Source organism: Pseudomonas juntendi (genome assembly GCF_021560075.1).
Taxonomy (GTDB): domain Bacteria; phylum Pseudomonadota; class Gammaproteobacteria; order Pseudomonadales; family Pseudomonadaceae; genus Aquipseudomonas; species Aquipseudomonas juntendi.
In genome coordinates this window covers 4,231,194-4,247,493 of the sequence record NZ_CP091088.1, presented here as the reverse complement: position 1 = coordinate 4,247,493, position 16,300 = coordinate 4,231,194, and the positions used below count along the sequence as shown (strand labels likewise).

Below are 16,300 nucleotides of genomic sequence, written 5' to 3'. Positions count from 1 at the left end.
GTGCGTGTGCGCCTGTTCGCTGAAGCCGGTGGCCCAAGGACGTGTGAAGACCGGCTGCTGTTGACGTTGGAGCAGCTTGAGCTGGGTGTAATGGTGGAGCGCGCGGTAGGCGGTGAGCCGGCGGGGCTGGAGGGGCGTTTATGGCGTCTGGGGCGTTCGCTTTGGCGCCTGGACGAAGTCGACCGGCTTGCCGCGCGCCACATCGAGCGCCTGCGTGCGCAGCGTACGGTTGGCGTGGATGAGGTCGAGACCCGGCTGTACTACCGGCTCAAGTTGAGCGCCACCCTTGACCTGCCCATCGAGCACGATGAGATGCACTACCCAGGGTTTGCCCATGTCACCAGCAGCGACCTGCTGCGTGCTCGCGACCAGATTCTGGCAAACGAGACACCTGAGCAAGTGATTGGCTCCCTGGCGCAGCGGCCGTTCTGGGAGGTCCATGCCCGCGAGCGCCACCCGGCGCGCTTCGAGCACGCACTGCAACCGCTCAATGAGCGGATGGAAAGCCTCGAAGAGCAGGTAAGCCAGGGGCAGATCGACGACTGGACCTTCGCCCTGCGTTGCAAGGCCCTCAAGTACGAATACGAGCAGGCCGAGCGACGCTTGCTGCTAACCCTGGCGCAGGAGCTGCACAGCAGGCTTTGAGCCTGCGCAGCAGCGCCGCATCACGCGGCGTTGCCCTGGGCAAGCCCGACTCGGGTTTGTTGCAGGTAGTTTTCCAGGGCCAGGCGTTCTGCTGCATGGGTGAACAGGCCCAATTTGGTGCGGCGCCACAGGATGTCGTCGGCGGTCGTCGCCCACTCAGCCTCGCAAAGGTAGTCGACTTCGCGAGCGAATAGCCCACCGCCAATGGCCTGGCCGAGGTCATCCGGGCCATTCACGCCGTCGAGCAGTTGCCAGACACGGTTGCCATAGGTATTCGCCCAGCGTTTGGCGATATCCATCGGCAGCCAGCCATGGCGGGCCAACAGTTGCTCCAGCAGCGCTTGTGCGGTGGTCATGTGTTCGCCACCCGGCAGGGGGGCGGTGGCCGTCCAGCTGCCTCGCATCTGGCTGAAGAAGGGCTTCAGCTCGGCCATCGCCGATTCCGCCAGCTTGCGGTAGGTGGTCAGTTTACCGCCGAATACTGACAGCAGCGGGGCCTGACCGACCTCTGCCGACAGCGCCAGCGTGTAGTCGCGGGTGACGGCCGACGGGTTGTCCGACTCGTCGTTGCACAGCGGACGTACCCCGGAATAGGTATTCAGGATGTCGGCCTGGCTCAGCTGATGGTTGAAATGGGCGTTGACCACGTTGAGCAGGTACTGGGTTTCCTGGTCGGTAATGGCGACTTTCGCCGGGTCGCCGCTGTACTCCCGGTCGGTGGTGCCGATCAGGGTAAAGCGCTCCAGGTAAGGTATGCAGAAGACAATGCGCTGGTCTTCGTTCTGCAGGATATAGGCGTGTTCGCCTTCATACAGGCGCGGCACGATCAGGTGGCTGCCCTGGATCAGGCGAATACCATAGGGCGCATCGAGCTTGAGGTCGTCCTTGATGAAACTGGCCACCCAAGGGCCGGCAGCATTGACCAGGGCGCGTGCCCGAATGCGCTGTTGCTTGCCGTCGGCATGCAGCAGGTCTACCTGCCACAGGCCATCTACACGCTCGGCGCGCAGGCAGCGGGTGCGGGTCAGAATGTGAGCACCGTGTTCACGGGCGGCCATGGCATTGAGCACCACCAGGCGGGCATCGTCGACTGCACAGTCGGCGTACTCGAAACCACGGGTGATCTGCGGTTTGAGCGGGTAGCCCGGGCCAAAGCGCAGGCTGCGCGAGGCGCCCAGGCGCTTGCGCTTGCCCAGGTGGTCATACAGGAACAGGCCAGCGCGAATCATCCAGGCCGGGCGCAGGTGCGGGCGGTGTGGCAGCACGAAACGCATGGGCTTGACGATGTGTGGCGCCTTGGCCAGCAGCACTTCACGTTCAGCCAGCGCTTCGCGTACCAGGCGAAACTCGTAGTGCTCAAGGTAGCGCAGGCCGCCGTGGATCAGTTTGCTGCTGGCCGATGAGGTGTGCTGGGCCAGGTCGTCCCTTTCGCACAGGAACACCTTGAGGCCCCGGCCAGCGGCATCGGCGGCAATGCCGACACCATTGATGCCACCGCCGATTACGGCAATGTCGTAGCAGTCGGCGAGTGCTGGCTGGGACGAAACGGACTGGGACACGGGCAAGGCCTCCTGAAACTGTTCATATCGAATATGAACATTAATGTTCGTTTTCGAAAATACTAGCGCAACAGCAGGGCGCTTGCCAGTCAGTTTTCATAGAAAAAACTGATCACATGGCAAGTAAATGAACATTAACGAAAATGCGCTTGAACCCTTCGCGCACCGAGTCGCCCGCAGATCGCGCAGCGCTCGATCTGAGGGCGTTACAGCCCGACGGCCGGTGGGGCGTTTACACCACTTCGATGCGGATCTTGTACTGGTTGAGCAGTTGAGTCAGGGCGGGGGCGGGGGCCTGGTCGGTCACCAGGCAATCCACCAGGCTGATCGAACCCAGGCGCACCATGGCGTTGCGCCCGAACTTGCTGGAGTCGGCGGCGAGGATAACCTGGCGGGCATTGGTGATGATGGCCTGGGACACCCGCACTTCCTGGTAGTCGAAGTCGAGCAGGCTGCCGTCCTCGTCAATGCCACTGATCCCTACCAGGGCGAAATCGACCTTGAACTGGTTGATGAAATCGACGCTGGCCTGGCCGACCACGCCGCCATCGCGGCGCACCGTGCCGCCTGCCACCAGCACCTCGAAATCATCCTTGGCCGCGAGAATGGCGGCCACATGCAGGTTGTTGGTGATGACTTTCAGGTGGTTGTGATTGAGCAGGGCCCGGGCGATGGATTCGGTGGTGGTACCTATGTTGATGAACACCGAGGCATGGTCGGGTATTTGCCTGGCCACGGCCTCGGCGATGCGTTGCTTTTCGTCGCGCATCTGGTCGGCACGCATGGCGTAGGCGGTATTTTCGACGCTCGAATCGTAAGCGGCACCCCCGTGGTAGCGGCGCAGCAGGTTGAGTTCGGCTAACTGGTTGATGTCACGGCGGATGGTTTGTGGCGTCACGACGAACAGCTGCGCCATTTCCTCGATACTGACATAACCGCGCTCTCGCACCAGTTCGAGGATTTGTTGTTGGCGTGGGGGCAGATTCATGGGCGGTCCTTTGGGGCTGCCGGACAAATTCTGCAATGATGCCGTAGGACGGAGACTACGGCCAGTGGGCTATGACGCATCGGCCCGGGCTGCGAACCGCGATCCGCGATCCCATGGCGGGACCGCGGCATCGCTGAGGGTGCCTCAGGCGTCGTGATCTTCCCAATCGCGGGTGCGATCGACGGCCTTCTTCCAGCCGGCATACAGCTTTTCTTTCTGCGCTTCATCCAACTGCGGGCTGAACTCGCGTTCGATGATGGCCTTGTCGCGCAACTCGTCCAGGCCGCACCAGAAGCCACAGGCCAGGCCCGCCAGGTATGCTGCGCCGAGGGCTGTGGTTTCACGCATCTTCGGGCGTTCCACGCAGGTGCCGAGGATGTCTGCCTGGAACTGCATGAGGAAGTTGTTGGCCACTGCGCCACCGTCTACGCGCAGTTCGGACAGGCGCTGGCCGCAGTCCTGTTGCATGGCGTCGAGCACGTCGCGGGTCTGGTAGGCAATCGACTCGAGGGCCGCACGAATGATGTGGTCCACCTTCACGCCGCGGGTCAGGCCAAACAGCGCGCCACGGGCATAGGGATCCCAGTACGGTGCACCCAGTCCGGTAAACGCCGGCACCAGGTACACGCCATTGCTGTCCTTGACCTTGCTGGCGAAGTACTCGGTATCCAGTGCGTCGTTGACGATCTTCAGCTCGTCACGCAGCCACTGCACGGTGGAGCCGCCATTGAACACGGCGCCTTCCAATGCATAGGCCACTTCGCCCCGTGGCCCGCAGGCAATGGTGGTGAGCAGGCCATGGGAAGACTTCACGGCCTGGCTGCCGGTGTTCATCAGCAGGAAGCAGCCGGTGCCGTAGGTGTTCTTGGCCTGGCCCGGTGCCACGCACATCTGGCCGAACAGGGCCGACTGCTGGTCACCGGCGATACCGGCGATGGCGATGCCGCTCTTGGTGTGGCCGTACACTTCCGACGACGGCCGCACCTCAGGCAGCATCTGCCGCGGGATGCCCAGGATCTCCAGCAGTTTGTCGTCCCACTGCAGGCTGTGGATGTTGAACATCAGCGTGCGCGAGGCATTGGTGTAGTCGGTGACATGGACCTTGCCACCGGAAAATTTCCAGATCAGCCAGGTATCGATGGTGCCGAACAGCAATTCGCCACGTTCGGCCCTTTCACGGGCGCCTTCGACGTTGTCGAGGATCCATTTCAGCTTGGTGCCGGAAAAGTACGGGTCGGTGACCAGGCCCGTGGTTTCGCGAATGTAGTCTTCATGGCCATCGCGCTTGAGCTGGGCGCAGATCTCGGTGCTGCGGCGGCACTGCCAGACGATGGCGTTGTATACCGGGCGCCCGGTTTCCTTGTCCCATACAACAGTGGTCTCGCGCTGGTTGGTGATGCCCAGCGCGGCAACCTGCGCATGGCTGATGCCCGCCTGGGCCAAGGCTTCGACCATGGTCGCGCTTTGGGTGGCGAAGATCTCCATCGGGTCGTGTTCGACCCAGCCCGCCTGCGGGTAGTGCTGGGCGAACTCGCGCTGGGAGGTACCCACCACGTTGGCGTCACGATCGAAAATGATCGCTCGCGAACTGGTGGTGCCCTGGTCCAGGGCGATGATGTAGTTCTTGTCCTGGGTGTCTGTCATGGTCGTAGGCCTTGCAAGAATAGGGGGTCAGGGCTGTATGTGATGCCGCGATCAACTGGCTTGAGTATCGCCCTGGCGGTTGTCATTTGTCTCAGGGTGCGCCGCAGTTGCAACAGGCAAGTTGCGGGCGATCAGGCCCCGATAGGCCGCGGCGCCCACGCAGGCGCCAACGATCGGCGCGAAGATCGGCACCAGGAAGTAAGGAATGCTTCGCCCACCTGTAAAGGCAATTTCGCCCCAGCCCGCCAGGAATGTCATGAGCTTTGGACCGAAATCACGGGCCGGGTTCATCGCGAACCCGGTCAACGGGCCCATGGCGCTGCCGATCACGGCGATCAGCAGGCCGATCAGCAGCGGCGCCACGGCACCGCGCGGCAGGCCATTGTTGTCGTCGGTCAGGGCCATGATCACCGCCATCAAAATAGCGGTGATCACCACTTCGACCAGAAAAGCCTGGCCGGTGGAGAGCGAGGGGTGCGGGTAGGTGGAGAACACCGACGCCAGCTCCAGGCTGGCTTCGCTTCCGCGTAGCATGGCGTGCGCCTGTTCGAAATCGAAGAACAGGTTGCTGTACAAGGTGTAGACCAGTGCTGCACCACAGAATGCGCCGCACACCTGGGCCAGCATGTAGAAAGGCAGCTTGCGCTTGTCGAAACCGGCGAACAGGGTGAGGGCGATGCTCACGGCCGGGTTCAGGTGCGCGCCGGAAATGCCGGCGCTGAGGTAGATGGCCATGCTTACCCCGACACCCCAGATGATACTGATTTCCCACAGGCCGAAGCTGGCGCCGGCGACCTTGAGCGCGGCGACGCAGCCGGTGCCGAAGAATATCAGCAAGCCCGTGCCGAGAAATTCGGCCAGGCATTGGCTGGACAGCGTGGGTTGGTGTAGAGCAGTCGTCATGTATGACCTCGTTGTTTTTGTTGTGAGGCGCTTGGCGCTCGACAGCAAAGCTCGGCGTCCATCCCCATTGATACCGAGCAGGGAAGTGCACCTTTAACGTGCACCACGTATTCAGAAACGAAAAAATATAGACAAGAAACGCTGATGTCAAAGGTCGAAAGTGAACGACCAGTCACGAAATGGCCGCTAAAATCGGTTTCGGATGCCCGTGCCAGAGCTGCGCGTTTGCGGTGCGCTGGCTGCCATGTGGGAATTGTCCTAAAGTAGCCGCCGAGCCGTCCCAGACCGGAGCCCCTGCATGACCCCCGCCCTAGACCTGTTGAAGAAGCATCGTGCCGAGCATCGCGTGCACAGTTACGAACACGACCCCAAGTCGGCGTCTTATGGGCTGGAGGCGGCAGAGAAGCTTGGGCTGGACCCGCAGCAGGTATTCAAGACGTTGCTGGCGAGCAGCGAGAAAGGCGAGTTGCTGGTGGCGGTGGTGCCAGTGGGAGGCACCCTGGACCTCAAGGCCCTGGCCCATGCTGCCGGGGTGAAGAAGTGCGAGATGGCCGACCCGGCGGCGGCGCAGCGCGCTACGGGCTACTTGGTGGGTGGAATCAGCCCCCTGGGGCAAAAGAAACGCCTGCGCACCTTCATTGATGAATCGGCGCAGAACTTTGCCACCATACATGTCAGTGCCGGACGGCGAGGGCTGGAGGTGGAGTTGGCGGCCGCCGTGCTGGCCGAGCATACCCAAGGTAAATTTGCCGGCATTGGCAGGGGCTGAGAAGTTGGGGCGGCCTTGCAGCCCCAATACGCTGTATCAGGTCGCCGAGCTGTAGCGACGAACCCCGTTCTCCAGGGGGGGCAACTGCGCTGCAACGCTACCGGGTGCCGGGAACAGCACCAGGTGGTCGGCTTTTACCGCAATGCCGACATCGTCACCCACCTGCTGATCGTCATGGCTGGGGAAGATCGCTTCCAGCTGGCTGCCAGTCGGCAACTGCAGGCGGTACAAGGTCGAGGCGCCGAGGAAGCTCTTGCCGACTATTTTGGCCTGCAGGGGGCTGCCTGGTGCATGCACGATATCGTCCGGGCGTAGCAACACATCCACCGAGCTGCCCGGGGCCATGATGTAGGCGCGGTTACCCCGCAACTCGCCCAGTTCGGTGCTGACCGCTTCGTGGCTGACCATCTGGCCACGAATGAAATAGCCCTGGCCGATGAAGCTGGCAACGAACGGTGTCTGTGGCTCGTGGTACAGATTGTAGGGTGTGTCCCACTGTTCCAGGCGGCCCTCCTTGAACACCCCGACCTGGTCGCTGACGGCAAACGCTTCCTCCTGGTCATGGGTGACCAGAACCGCACTGGTGCCGCGGCTTTTGAGAATGTCACGCACCTCATGGCTCAGCCGCCGGCGCAGTTCCACGTCGAGGTTGGAGAACGGCTCGTCGAGCAGTAGCAACTGGGGCTCGGGAGCCAGCGCACGGGCCAGCGCGACCCGTTGTTGCTGGCCGCCAGACAGCTCGTGCGGGTAACGCCCGCCCAGGCCAGCCAGCTTGACCAGTTCGAGCATTTCTTCGATGACTGCCGCCTGGCGGGGGTGCTTGGCAATGCCGAAGGCTATGTTCTGCGCCACGGTCAGGTGCGGGAACAGCGCGTAGTCCTGAAACACCATGCCGATGCGGCGCTTTTCCGGGGCCAGGGTGAAACCGGCTCGGGAAATCACTTCGCCAGCCAGCTGGATCTCGCCATCGTGCACCGGCTCGAAGCCGGCGATGGCGCGCAGGGTGGTGGTTTTGCCGCAACCCGATGAACCCAGCAGGCAACCGATGTCGCCTGCGTTCAGGTGCAGGTTGAGGTTCTGGACGATGCGCTGGTCGCCGTAGCCGCAGGCGAGGTTGCGCAGGTTGAGCAGTAAGGGTTGACTCATGCGTGGTGGTAAGCCGGTTCGACAAGGAATTCGAGGAGGGCCTTCTGTGCATGCAGGCGATTTTCAGCCTGGTCCCAAGCGACGGACCGAGGGTCGTCGAGCAGGTCATGGCTGATTTCCTCGCCACGGTGGGCAGGCAGGCAGTGCATGAACAGGGCGTCGGGTGCCGCCAGGTCGAGCAGTTCGCGGGTGACCTGGTAAGGCGCAAAGTGCGCCAGGCGCCGTGCAGTTTCCTCCTCCTGGCCCATGGAAGTCCAGACGTCCGTGGTCACCAGGTGGGCACCGCTTACGGCTTGCTTGGGGTCGCGCACGATTTGCACGTGGTCACCGCCAATGGCCATGAAGCGTGGGTCAGGCTCGTAACCTTCCGGGCAAGCGATACGCAACTGGAAGTCAAACTGCCTGGCCGCCTCGATGTAGGAGTTGCACATGTTGAAGCCGTCGCCGATCCAGGCCACGGTCTTGCCTTGAATGGTGCCGCGGTGTTCGAGGAAGGTTTGCATGTCGGCCAGCAACTGGCACGGGTGCGACTCGTCGGACAGCGCGTTGATCACCGGCACGCGCGAGTTGGCGGCGAATTCGGTGAGGGTGCTGTGGGCATGGGTGCGGATCATGACCACGTCGAGCATGCTCGACAACACGATGGCGCTGTCGCCAATCGGCTCGCCACGGCCCAGCTGGGTATCGCGCGGCGACAGGAAGATGGCCTGACCGCCGAGTTGGATCATGCCGGCTTCGAACGACACACGGGTACGGGTCGAGGACTTCTCGAAAATCATGCCCAGCACGCGGTTTTTCAGCGGCTCGAACAGCACGCCTCGCTTGCGCAGGTCCTTCAGCTCGATGCCGCGGCGGATCACCCCGAGCAATTCGTCGGTGGTGAAGTCCAGCAGGGAGAGAAAGTGCCTAGCGCTCATGATTGACTACCTTATCTGCAACAGTATGCAGGTCGACCGTATGGTTTTTTTGACAACGGGAGTGACCTGCGGCGTAAGCCGCACGGGGGCGGACGAAAAAGGGAAAGGCGCAATACTATAAGTAAATGTCGCCTAAAGCCAAGAGGGGAAACAGCAGCCCGCCTGCAAAGAAGTTGCAAGGCGTGTCTCTACCCATTGGGCTGTGCTGTTTTTTATTTGCTACAGCAGGTTGTACACGGCTTGCTGGCAATTTGGCAAATGGCTGTCGCAAATCGTGCCACTGATGTCGGTGGATTCACGCGGCGAAGCGCGCTGGCCGGGGTAGGGTGCGGGGCGCATAGTTTCAGCTCGTTCACTACCCAACAACAAGGCAGAGGCGGCCATGACCAAGACCCTGCATCACCGTGCGTGTCACCTGTGCGAAGCGATCTGCGGGCTCAACATCGAAATCAGCCATGACGACGCGGGGCGGGCGCAGATCAGCTCGATCAAGGGCGACCCCCTCGACCCGTTCAGCCGCGGCCATGTCTGCCCCAAGGCGGTGGCGTTGCAGGATATTCAGAATGACCCGGATCGTTTGCGCCAGCCCCATAAACGGGTAGGGGAGCACTGGCAGGCGATTGAGTGGGATGAAGCGTTTACCCTGGCCGCCGACAGGCTGTGGGCGATCCAGCAGGCCCATGGGCGCAATGCCGTGGCCGTGTACCAGGGCAATCCCAGCGTGCACAACTACGGGTTGATGACCCACAGCAATTATTTCCTCGGCCTGCTGAAAACCCGCAACCGTTTCTCTGCCACATCGGTGGACCAATTGCCGCAGCACCTGGTCAGCCACCTGATGTACGGGCATGGCTTGCTATTGCCGATCCCGGATATCGACCATACCGATTTCATGTTGATTCTCGGCGGCAACCCGCTGGCCTCCAACGGCAGCATCATGACGGTGCCCGACGTGGAGAAGCGGCTCAAGGCCCTGCGCGCGCGCGGTGGGCGCCTGGTGGTGGTGGACCCGCGGCGCAGCGAAACGGCGGCCATGGCCGACCGCCATCTGTTCGTTCGCCCCGGGGGCGATGCGGCGCTGTTGTGCGGCCTGCTCAGCACGCTGTTCGACGAGGGCCTGACGCGGCGCTCGCACGTGCCGGTCAATGGTCTGCAGCAGGTTCGCGCGGCACTGGCGCCTCTCAGCGCCGAGGCCATGAGCGCGCTGTGTGGCATCGAGGCGGCCGAGATCCGGCAGTTGGCACGGGATTTCGCCGCCGCCGACAAGGCGGTGTGCTACGGGCGCATGGGCGTGTCGACGCAAACCTTCGGCACCCTGTGCCATTGGCTGGTGCAACTGATCAACCTGGTGACCGGCAACCTCGACCGTGCCGGCGGGGCGTTGTGTACGGAGCCGGCCGTCGACCTGGTCGCAACCACCTCGGGTGGGCATTTCAATGCCTGGCAGAGCCGGGTATCGGGGTTGCCCGAATACGGCGGTGAGCTGCCGGTGGCGGCCCTCGCCGAAGAAATGCTGACGCCCGGCGAGGGGCAGGTGCATGCCCTGGTGACGGTGGCCGGCAACCCTGTGCTGTCCACGCCCAACGGTCGCCAGCTGGACGCTGCGCTGGAGGGGTTGCAGTTCATGCTCAGCATCGACCTCTACATCAACGAGACCACACGCCATGCCGACTTGATCCTGCCCTCGACCTCGGCGTTGGAAAATGATCACTACGACAGCACATTCAACCTGTTGGCCGTGCGCAACATCACGCGCTTCAACCGGGCGATCCTGGCCAAGCCGCAGGGCGCCTTGCATGACTGGGAAATTTTCGTCGGGCTGGCGCAGGCCTATGCCAGGCGTGCCGGGCTGGAGATCAAGCCGACCGTGGCGCCCGCACAGATGATCGACCTGGCCCTGCGCAAAGGCCGCTACGGCGAGGCAACCGCCTGGCAGCTATCCCTGGCCAAGCTCGATGAGCACCCGCATGGCCTCGACCTTGGCCCGTTGCGCGCCAACCTCGAGGCTCGCCTGGCCACTGCCAGCAAGGCGATCGAAGCGGCGCCCCAGGTGCTGCTGGACGATTTGCAGCGGCTGGCTCGGCAAGCACCGCCAGCGCCGAACGAATTGTTGTTGATCGGGCGCCGCCACGTGCGCAGCAACAACTCATGGATGCACAACTTTCATCGACTGGTCAAAGGCAAGCCCCGGCACCAGTTGTTGATGCACCCCCACGATCTGCAGCAGCGGCAACTGCAGGATGGCCAGCGGGTGCGGATTCGCTCGCGCACCGGTGCCCTGGAAGTCGAGGTACTGGCTTGCGAGGACATGATGCCCGGTGTGGTCAGCTTGCCCCATGGGTTCGGGCATGGCCGGCAGGGCGTACACCTGCAGGTCGCCCAGGCGCAGCCTGGCGTGAGTGCCAATGACCTGACCGACGAGCGCTTGCGTGATCAGGTGTCGGGCAATGCGGCGCTCAATGGCGTCCCTGTGCAGGTCGAGGCCGCTTGAGCGATGGTAAGGCCGAGCATGCTGCTCGGCTTTCCGTTACAATGCCTCACCGTGCCGACGATCGCGTCGGAAAGTTCAGCTGAGGTGCTAGATGGATATCATCGATACGATCAAAGAGCAGATTGCCAACAACACCATTCTGCTTTACATGAAAGGTTCGCCGAATGCCCCGCAATGCGGGTTCTCGGCCAAGGCATCGCAGGCTGTGATGGGTTGTGGCGAGAAGTTCGCCTACGTCGACATCCTGCAGAACCCGGAAATCCGCGCCAACCTGCCAAAGTACGCCAACTGGCCGACCTTCCCGCAGCTGTGGGTGGCCGGTGAGCTGGTCGGCGGTAGCGACATCATGCTGGAAATGTTCGAAAAGGGTGAGCTGCAGGCCCTGATCAAGGACGCCGCCGCCAAGGCCAAAGCTGCCGAAGCCTGATTTCGGCAAGCATGAAAAAACCCGCTGATCGCGGGTTTTTTTATGCAGCGGGTGGTTACTCTTCGCCCATCTGCGATTGCAGGTAGTTTTCGATACCGATCTTGTCGATCAGCCCCAGCTGGGTTTCCAGCCAGTCGATATGTTCTTCCTCGGACTCGAGGATATCTTCCAGCATGTCACGCGAGCCGAAGTCACCGGCGGTTTCGCAGTGGGCGATGGCGGCCTTGAGATCGGCCAGGCCCTTGTGTTCGAGCTTCAGGTCGCACTCGAGCATTTCCTTGGTGTGCTCGCCGATCAACAGCTTGCCCAGGTCCTGAACGTTAGGGATGCCTTCGAGGAAGAGAATACGCTTGATCAACTTGTCAGCGTGCTTCATCTCGTCGATCGATTCCTTGTACTCGTGCTTGCCGAGTTTGTTCAGGCCCCAATCTTCGTACATGCGTGCGTGCAGGAAATACTGGTTGATCGCGACCAGCTCGTTTCCGAGGATCTTGTTGAGATGCTGGATGACGCTTACGTCGCCTTTCATTTGGGTTCCTGCCCTGTAGAAGTGTGCCAATAGCAGGAAGTTTGAGCCCGATGCGCAAGTGTGTCAAACCTAAGTGATTGAATAATAAATGAAAATTAATAGGAATAAGAATGTTTGTGAACCGCGTTGTTGCCCTAACTTATTGATATGTAGGCATAAAAAAACCGGACACTAGGTCCGGTTCTTGGAAATTCTGGTTTCAGGCGGTGGTGAATTCTACCGGGTAGGGCAGGGCCGCCTGGCTGACCTGCAACTCGGTCAGGGTCTCGCGGACTACTTGCTTGGCCAGGCAGGCACATTTGCCACACTGGCTGGCGACATTGGTCGCGGCTCGCACATCCTTGTAACTGCAGCATCCTTCATAGATCGCGTCGCGGATCTGTCCGTCAGTAACGCCGACACAAAGACACACATACATAAGGGCTGACCATCGCTGTTTGAGTCGATGGGTTGGAGCTTAATGTTAATGAGAATGCTTGTCAAAGCACTTTCTGCAAGGCCTGTGCTTGAGCGACCGGCGGTTGCCTGCTCGTTGGATTCGGCCTGTCATCAGAAGCCGTGTATGATGGTCCCCTTTGTTGGATGTCGGGCAGGCCCGTCTGGCCCGGCAAACGGTTCTACATCCTCATCAGGAGATTACAATGAGCGTACTCGTTGGTAAGAAAGCCCCCGATTTCACCGTACCGGCCGTGCTGGGCAACGGCGAGATCGTCGACAGCTTCAACCTGGCTTCGGCCATCAAGGGCAAGTACGGCCTGGTGTTCTTCTACCCGCTGGACTTCACCTTCGTCTGCCCGTCCGAGCTGATCGCCCTGGACCACCGCATCCCTGACTTCCAGGCGCGCAACGTAGAAGTGATCGGCGTGTCCATCGACTCGCACTTCACTCACAACGCCTGGCGCAACACCCCGGTCAACAACGGCGGCATCGGCCAGGTGAAGTACACCCTGGCTGCCGACATGACCCACGAAATCTGCAAAGCCTACGACGTTGAGTCCGAAGGTGGCGTGGCCTTCCGTGGTGCCTTCCTGATCGACACCAACGGTGTTGTTCGTTCGCAGATCGTCAACGACCTGCCACTGGGCCGTAACATGGACGAACTGCTGCGCCTGGTCGACGCCCTGCAATTCCACGAAGAGCACGGCGAAGTCTGCCCGGCCAACTGGAAAAAAGGCGACAAAGGCATGAACGCTTCGCCAGAAGGCGTAGCCGCCTACCTGAGCGAGAACGCCGGCAAGCTGTAATTGCGGCGCGCATGAAAAACCGGCCCTGGTGGCCGGTTTTTTTGTGCCTGGGTGGTGGCTGCGGGCTTGTGTTGCGAAAGGGCCGCCAGGCGGCCCACAGGTCAATCGTTGAAGTCGCGCCAGCCGCCCAGGTCCTTCCAGCGGTTGACGATGCCGCAGAACAGCTCCGCCGTTTTCTCGGTGTCGTACCGCGCCGAGTGCGCTTCACGCCCATCGAAGTCGATGTCGGCGCTTTGGCAAGCCCGCGCCAGTACGGTCTGGCCATAGGCCAGGCCGGCCAGGGTGGCCGTGTCGAAGCTGGAAAACGGGTGGAACGGGTTACGCTTCACGTCATTGCGCGCCACGGCCGCATTGAGGAAACCGAGGTCGAAGCTGCTGTTATGGCCGACCAGAATCGCCCGCTTGCAGCCATTGGCCTTCAGGGCCTTGCGCACACCGCGGAAAATATCGGTCAGCGCGGTTTCCTCGCTGACAGCCATGCGCAGCGGGTGGTCGAGCTTGATGCCGGTGAACTCCAGCGCGGCCGCCTCGATGTTCGCGCCTTCAAACGGCTCCACCCGGTGGAAGTACGTGTGCTCGGGGAACAGGAAGCCTTTCTCGTCCATGCCGATGGTCACTGCAGCAATTTCCAGCAAGGCATCGGTGGCGCTGTTGAAGCCGCCCGTTTCCACGTCCACTACAACCGGCAGGTAACCGCGGAAGCGCTCGGCCATTGGATGGCGCGACCCGCTGTTGCCTTGGCTTTCCAGGTCGTCTTCGTAGAGGTCTTCGCTCACGCGTTTTCCTCCAGCAGGCGCCAGCGCAATTTCTCGCCAGCGCGCAGCGGCACCACGGTTTGCTCGCCGAATGGCAGGCTCTGCGGGGCGGTCCATTCTTCGCGGACCAGGGTGATGGTGTCGGTATTCGCCGGCAGGCCATAGAAAGCTGGGCCGTGCAGGCTGGCGAAACCTTCCAGCTTGTCCAGCGCGTTGCGTTGCTCGAACGCTTCGGCGTACAGCTCGATAGCCGCGTAGGCGGTGTAGCAGCCGGCGCAGCCGCAGGCCGCTTCCTTGGCGTGACGGGCGTGCGGGGCCGAGTCGGTACCGAGGAAGAACTTCGGGTTGCCGCTGGTGGCTGCATCCAGCAGGGCCACCTGGTGGGTGTTGCGCTTGAGGATCGGCAGGCAGTAGAAGTGCGGGCGAATGCCACCGACCAGCATGTGGTTGCGGTTGTACAGCAGGTGTTGCGAGGTGATGGTCGCGCCAACATTGGCCGGTGCCTCGGTGACGAACTGCGCGGCATCGCTGGTGGTAATGTGTTCGAACACCACATTCAAGGCCGGGAAGCGCTCGACCAGGCGGCGCATGTGCTCGTCGATGAAGCGCTTCTCGCGGTCGAACACGTCGATTTCGCTGCGGGTCACTTCGCCGTGCACCAGCAGCGGCATGCCGACCTCCGCCAATGCCTCGATGGCCGGGAAGATATTGTCGATGCTGGTCACGCCCGAGTCGGAATTGGTGGTGGCGCCCGCCGGGTACAGCTTGGCGGCATACACGATACCGCTGGCCTTGGCGGCACGCACATCTTCGGGGCTGGTACGGTCGGTGAGGTACAGGACCATCAGCGGCTCGAAGCGGCTGCCTGCCGGGCGGGCAGCGAGGATGCGTTCACGGTAGGCACCGGCCTCGGCGGCGTTGCGCACCGGCGGAACCAGGTTGGGCATGATGATGGCGCGGGCGAAAGTACGCGCCACATCGCCAACGGTGTGGGGCAGGACGGCACCATCACGCAGATGGATGTGCCAGTCGTCGGGGCGCAGGAGGGTCAGGCGATCGGACATTGGGGATTCCAGGCGGGTCGAACTCAAGCCCCAATGCTACCGGAAAACCCTGGGCCGAGCACGGCTATCAAGTTTTCCGGTTGGCGTCCGATAGCCTGCAGGTAAGCCGTTGAAATTGTGGAGCCGCCCGTGCGCCAGCGTTACCTGACCCTGTTGACCCTGTTCGCCAGCCTGCCGGCTGCCGCGCTGACTTTTCAGACGCGCATGGAGAACATTGCCTGGAAGGTCGAGGGTGACCCGTTCGAGTGCCGGCTAATCCAGCCGATCGATGGCTTTGGCAGTGGTGAGTTCGTACGCCGGGCGGGCGAGCAGGCAGTGTTCCAGTTGCGCTCGGCCAGCAACATACTGGGGGCCGGCACTGCCAGCCTGCTGGCGGCGGCGGCGCCGTGGCAACCCGGTCGTGGTGATATCAACCTGGGTAGCGTGCGCATGGCCCGTACCGGCGTGTTGTTCAGTTCTTCGCAAGGCCAGGCCAGCCGCCTGATCAATGGCTTGCTCGACGGGCGCAGCACGGTGGTGCGCAGCTTTGCGGGCGAAGCTGGCCGGCCCGTGGAGGTGCGGGTACTGCCGGTGAGCTTTGCCAAGGCCTACAGCGATTACCAGGTGTGTGCCGCCAAGCTGCTGCCCATGAACTACGACCAGGTGCGCCAGACCCAGGTCGGTTTCCCGGGCGGCGGCATCGAACTGGATGACGCGGCCAAGGCCAGGCTGGATGTGATTCTCGAATACATGAAGGCCGACCCTTCGGTGAACCATGTCGAGCTCAACGGTCACTCCGACAACAGCGGTAATCGCCTGACCAACCGCGACCTGTCACGCCGCCGAGCGCTGGCGGTGGCGGACTACTTCAAGGCTCATGGCGTCAAGGATGAGCAGATCACCGTACGCTTCCACGGCGAGCGCTACCCGGTGGCCAAGAACAACACGGCGGCGAACCGGGCGCGGAATCGGCGAGTGAACATCGAGCTGGACCGGGTGGTGGTGCCTGAAAAACCGGTGGAGAAACCGACCGAGCAAGCCCCCCCTGCTGCTGCTGCGCCGGCCAGGCAACCTTGAGGTTGGACAGTCGCGTGCACCGCAGGCCCTTGACTTGCCTGCCTCACTACCGTCCGTCGCCCCTGTGAAAGTTCTTGTCGCTTTGTCGTCAGAAGCTGTCGCGCCACTGTAAATTTATCGTTAACGCCGTTAGAATCGGTCCTTTTCCGTACAACCCCGTGGA

At 62.1% G+C, this 16,300-nt stretch carries 16 protein-coding genes; 6 read left to right on the top strand and 10 right to left on the bottom strand.

Annotated features, from left to right (window positions below; genetic code table 11):
• Positions 1-6 precede the first annotated feature (6 nt).
• Positions 7-645 (top strand): NEL-type E3 ubiquitin ligase domain-containing protein, encoded by a 639-nt coding sequence (locus L1P09_RS19765; protein ID WP_054904048.1) that lies wholly within the window; start codon positions 7-9, stop codon positions 643-645.
• A 20-nt stretch (positions 646-665) separates the two neighbouring features.
• Here the strand turns inward: L1P09_RS19765 and glpD are convergent, their stop codons facing one another.
• The 4 genes from glpD to L1P09_RS19745 form a co-directional block, all read right to left on the bottom strand.
• Positions 666-2,204 carry a glycerol-3-phosphate dehydrogenase gene (glpD, locus tag L1P09_RS19760; protein WP_054904049.1) on the bottom strand — a complete coding sequence of 513 codons (1,539 nt, stop codon included), beginning with the start codon at positions 2,202-2,204 and terminating at the stop codon, positions 666-668.
• Positions 2,205-2,436: 232 nt separating this feature from the next.
• Complete coding sequence (glpR, locus tag L1P09_RS19755) at positions 2,437-3,192, bottom strand: DNA-binding transcriptional repressor GlpR (protein WP_009684548.1); 756 nt, start codon at positions 3,190-3,192, stop codon at positions 2,437-2,439.
• A gap of 144 nt (positions 3,193-3,336) precedes the next feature.
• The gene (gene glpK, locus L1P09_RS19750; RefSeq protein WP_054904050.1) at positions 3,337-4,836 is read right to left on the bottom strand and encodes a glycerol kinase GlpK; all 1,500 of its coding nucleotides are present in this window, start codon (positions 4,834-4,836) and stop codon (positions 3,337-3,339) included.
• Positions 4,837-4,887: 51 nt separating this feature from the next.
• On the bottom strand, positions 4,888-5,739 hold the full coding sequence (locus L1P09_RS19745) for an MIP/aquaporin family protein (RefSeq protein ID WP_054904051.1): 852 nt from the start codon (positions 5,737-5,739) through the stop codon (positions 4,888-4,890).
• A 298-nt stretch (positions 5,740-6,037) separates the two neighbouring features.
• Between L1P09_RS19745 and ybaK the strand changes: the two genes are divergently transcribed.
• On the top strand, positions 6,038-6,508 hold the full coding sequence (gene ybaK, locus L1P09_RS19740) for a Cys-tRNA(Pro) deacylase (protein WP_054904052.1): 471 nt from the start codon (positions 6,038-6,040) through the stop codon (positions 6,506-6,508).
• A gap of 36 nt (positions 6,509-6,544) precedes the next feature.
• Here ybaK and L1P09_RS19735 read toward each other — a convergent pair whose 3' ends face one another.
• Complete coding sequence (locus L1P09_RS19735; RefSeq protein ID WP_054904053.1) at positions 6,545-7,654, bottom strand: ABC transporter ATP-binding protein; 1,110 nt, start codon at positions 7,652-7,654, stop codon at positions 6,545-6,547.
• Entirely contained in the window at positions 7,651-8,571 is a 921-nt protein-coding gene (gene argF / locus L1P09_RS19730) for an ornithine carbamoyltransferase (RefSeq protein WP_009684553.1), read from the bottom strand. The genes L1P09_RS19735 and argF overlap by 4 nt, the downstream gene beginning before the upstream one ends.
• A gap of 382 nt (positions 8,572-8,953) precedes the next feature.
• Between argF and L1P09_RS19725 the strand changes: the two genes are divergently transcribed.
• Both L1P09_RS19725 and grxD read left to right on the top strand, forming a co-directional pair.
• Positions 8,954-11,062 carry a molybdopterin oxidoreductase family protein gene (locus L1P09_RS19725; protein ID WP_054904055.1) on the top strand — a complete coding sequence of 703 codons (2,109 nt, stop codon included), beginning with the start codon at positions 8,954-8,956 and terminating at the stop codon, positions 11,060-11,062.
• A 91-nt stretch (positions 11,063-11,153) separates the two neighbouring features.
• Entirely contained in the window at positions 11,154-11,489 is a 336-nt protein-coding gene (grxD, locus tag L1P09_RS19720; RefSeq protein WP_009684557.1) for a Grx4 family monothiol glutaredoxin, read from the top strand.
• A gap of 55 nt (positions 11,490-11,544) precedes the next feature.
• Here grxD and bfr read toward each other — a convergent pair whose 3' ends face one another.
• Both bfr and L1P09_RS19710 read right to left on the bottom strand, forming a co-directional pair.
• Positions 11,545-12,018: a bacterioferritin gene (gene bfr, locus L1P09_RS19715; RefSeq protein ID WP_009684558.1), complete on the bottom strand. Its 474-nt coding sequence runs from the start codon at positions 12,016-12,018 to the stop codon at positions 11,545-11,547.
• 199 nt (positions 12,019-12,217) lie between these two features.
• Positions 12,218-12,436, bottom strand: coding sequence for a bacterioferritin-associated ferredoxin (locus L1P09_RS19710; RefSeq protein ID WP_009684559.1), 219 nt, complete (start codon positions 12,434-12,436; stop codon positions 12,218-12,220).
• A gap of 223 nt (positions 12,437-12,659) precedes the next feature.
• Here L1P09_RS19710 and L1P09_RS19705 point away from each other — a divergent pair, with 223 nt between their 5' ends.
• On the top strand, positions 12,660-13,262 hold the full coding sequence (locus L1P09_RS19705; RefSeq protein ID WP_009684560.1) for a peroxiredoxin: 603 nt from the start codon (positions 12,660-12,662) through the stop codon (positions 13,260-13,262).
• A 101-nt stretch (positions 13,263-13,363) separates the two neighbouring features.
• Here the strand turns inward: L1P09_RS19705 and rnt are convergent, their stop codons facing one another.
• Together rnt and pyrC are read right to left on the bottom strand one after the other, a co-directional pair.
• On the bottom strand, positions 13,364-13,975 hold the full coding sequence (rnt, locus tag L1P09_RS19700; protein ID WP_232108621.1) for a ribonuclease T: 612 nt from the start codon (positions 13,973-13,975) through the stop codon (positions 13,364-13,366).
• Positions 13,976-14,034: 59 nt separating this feature from the next.
• Entirely contained in the window at positions 14,035-15,081 is a 1,047-nt protein-coding gene (gene pyrC, locus L1P09_RS19695; RefSeq protein WP_235768026.1) for a dihydroorotase, read from the bottom strand.
• Between the two features lie 129 nt (positions 15,082-15,210).
• Between pyrC and L1P09_RS19690 the strand changes: the two genes are divergently transcribed.
• Positions 15,211-16,137 (top strand): flagellar protein MotY, encoded by a 927-nt coding sequence (locus L1P09_RS19690; RefSeq protein ID WP_235768025.1) that lies wholly within the window; start codon positions 15,211-15,213, stop codon positions 16,135-16,137.
• Positions 16,138-16,300: the final 163 nt, after the last annotated feature.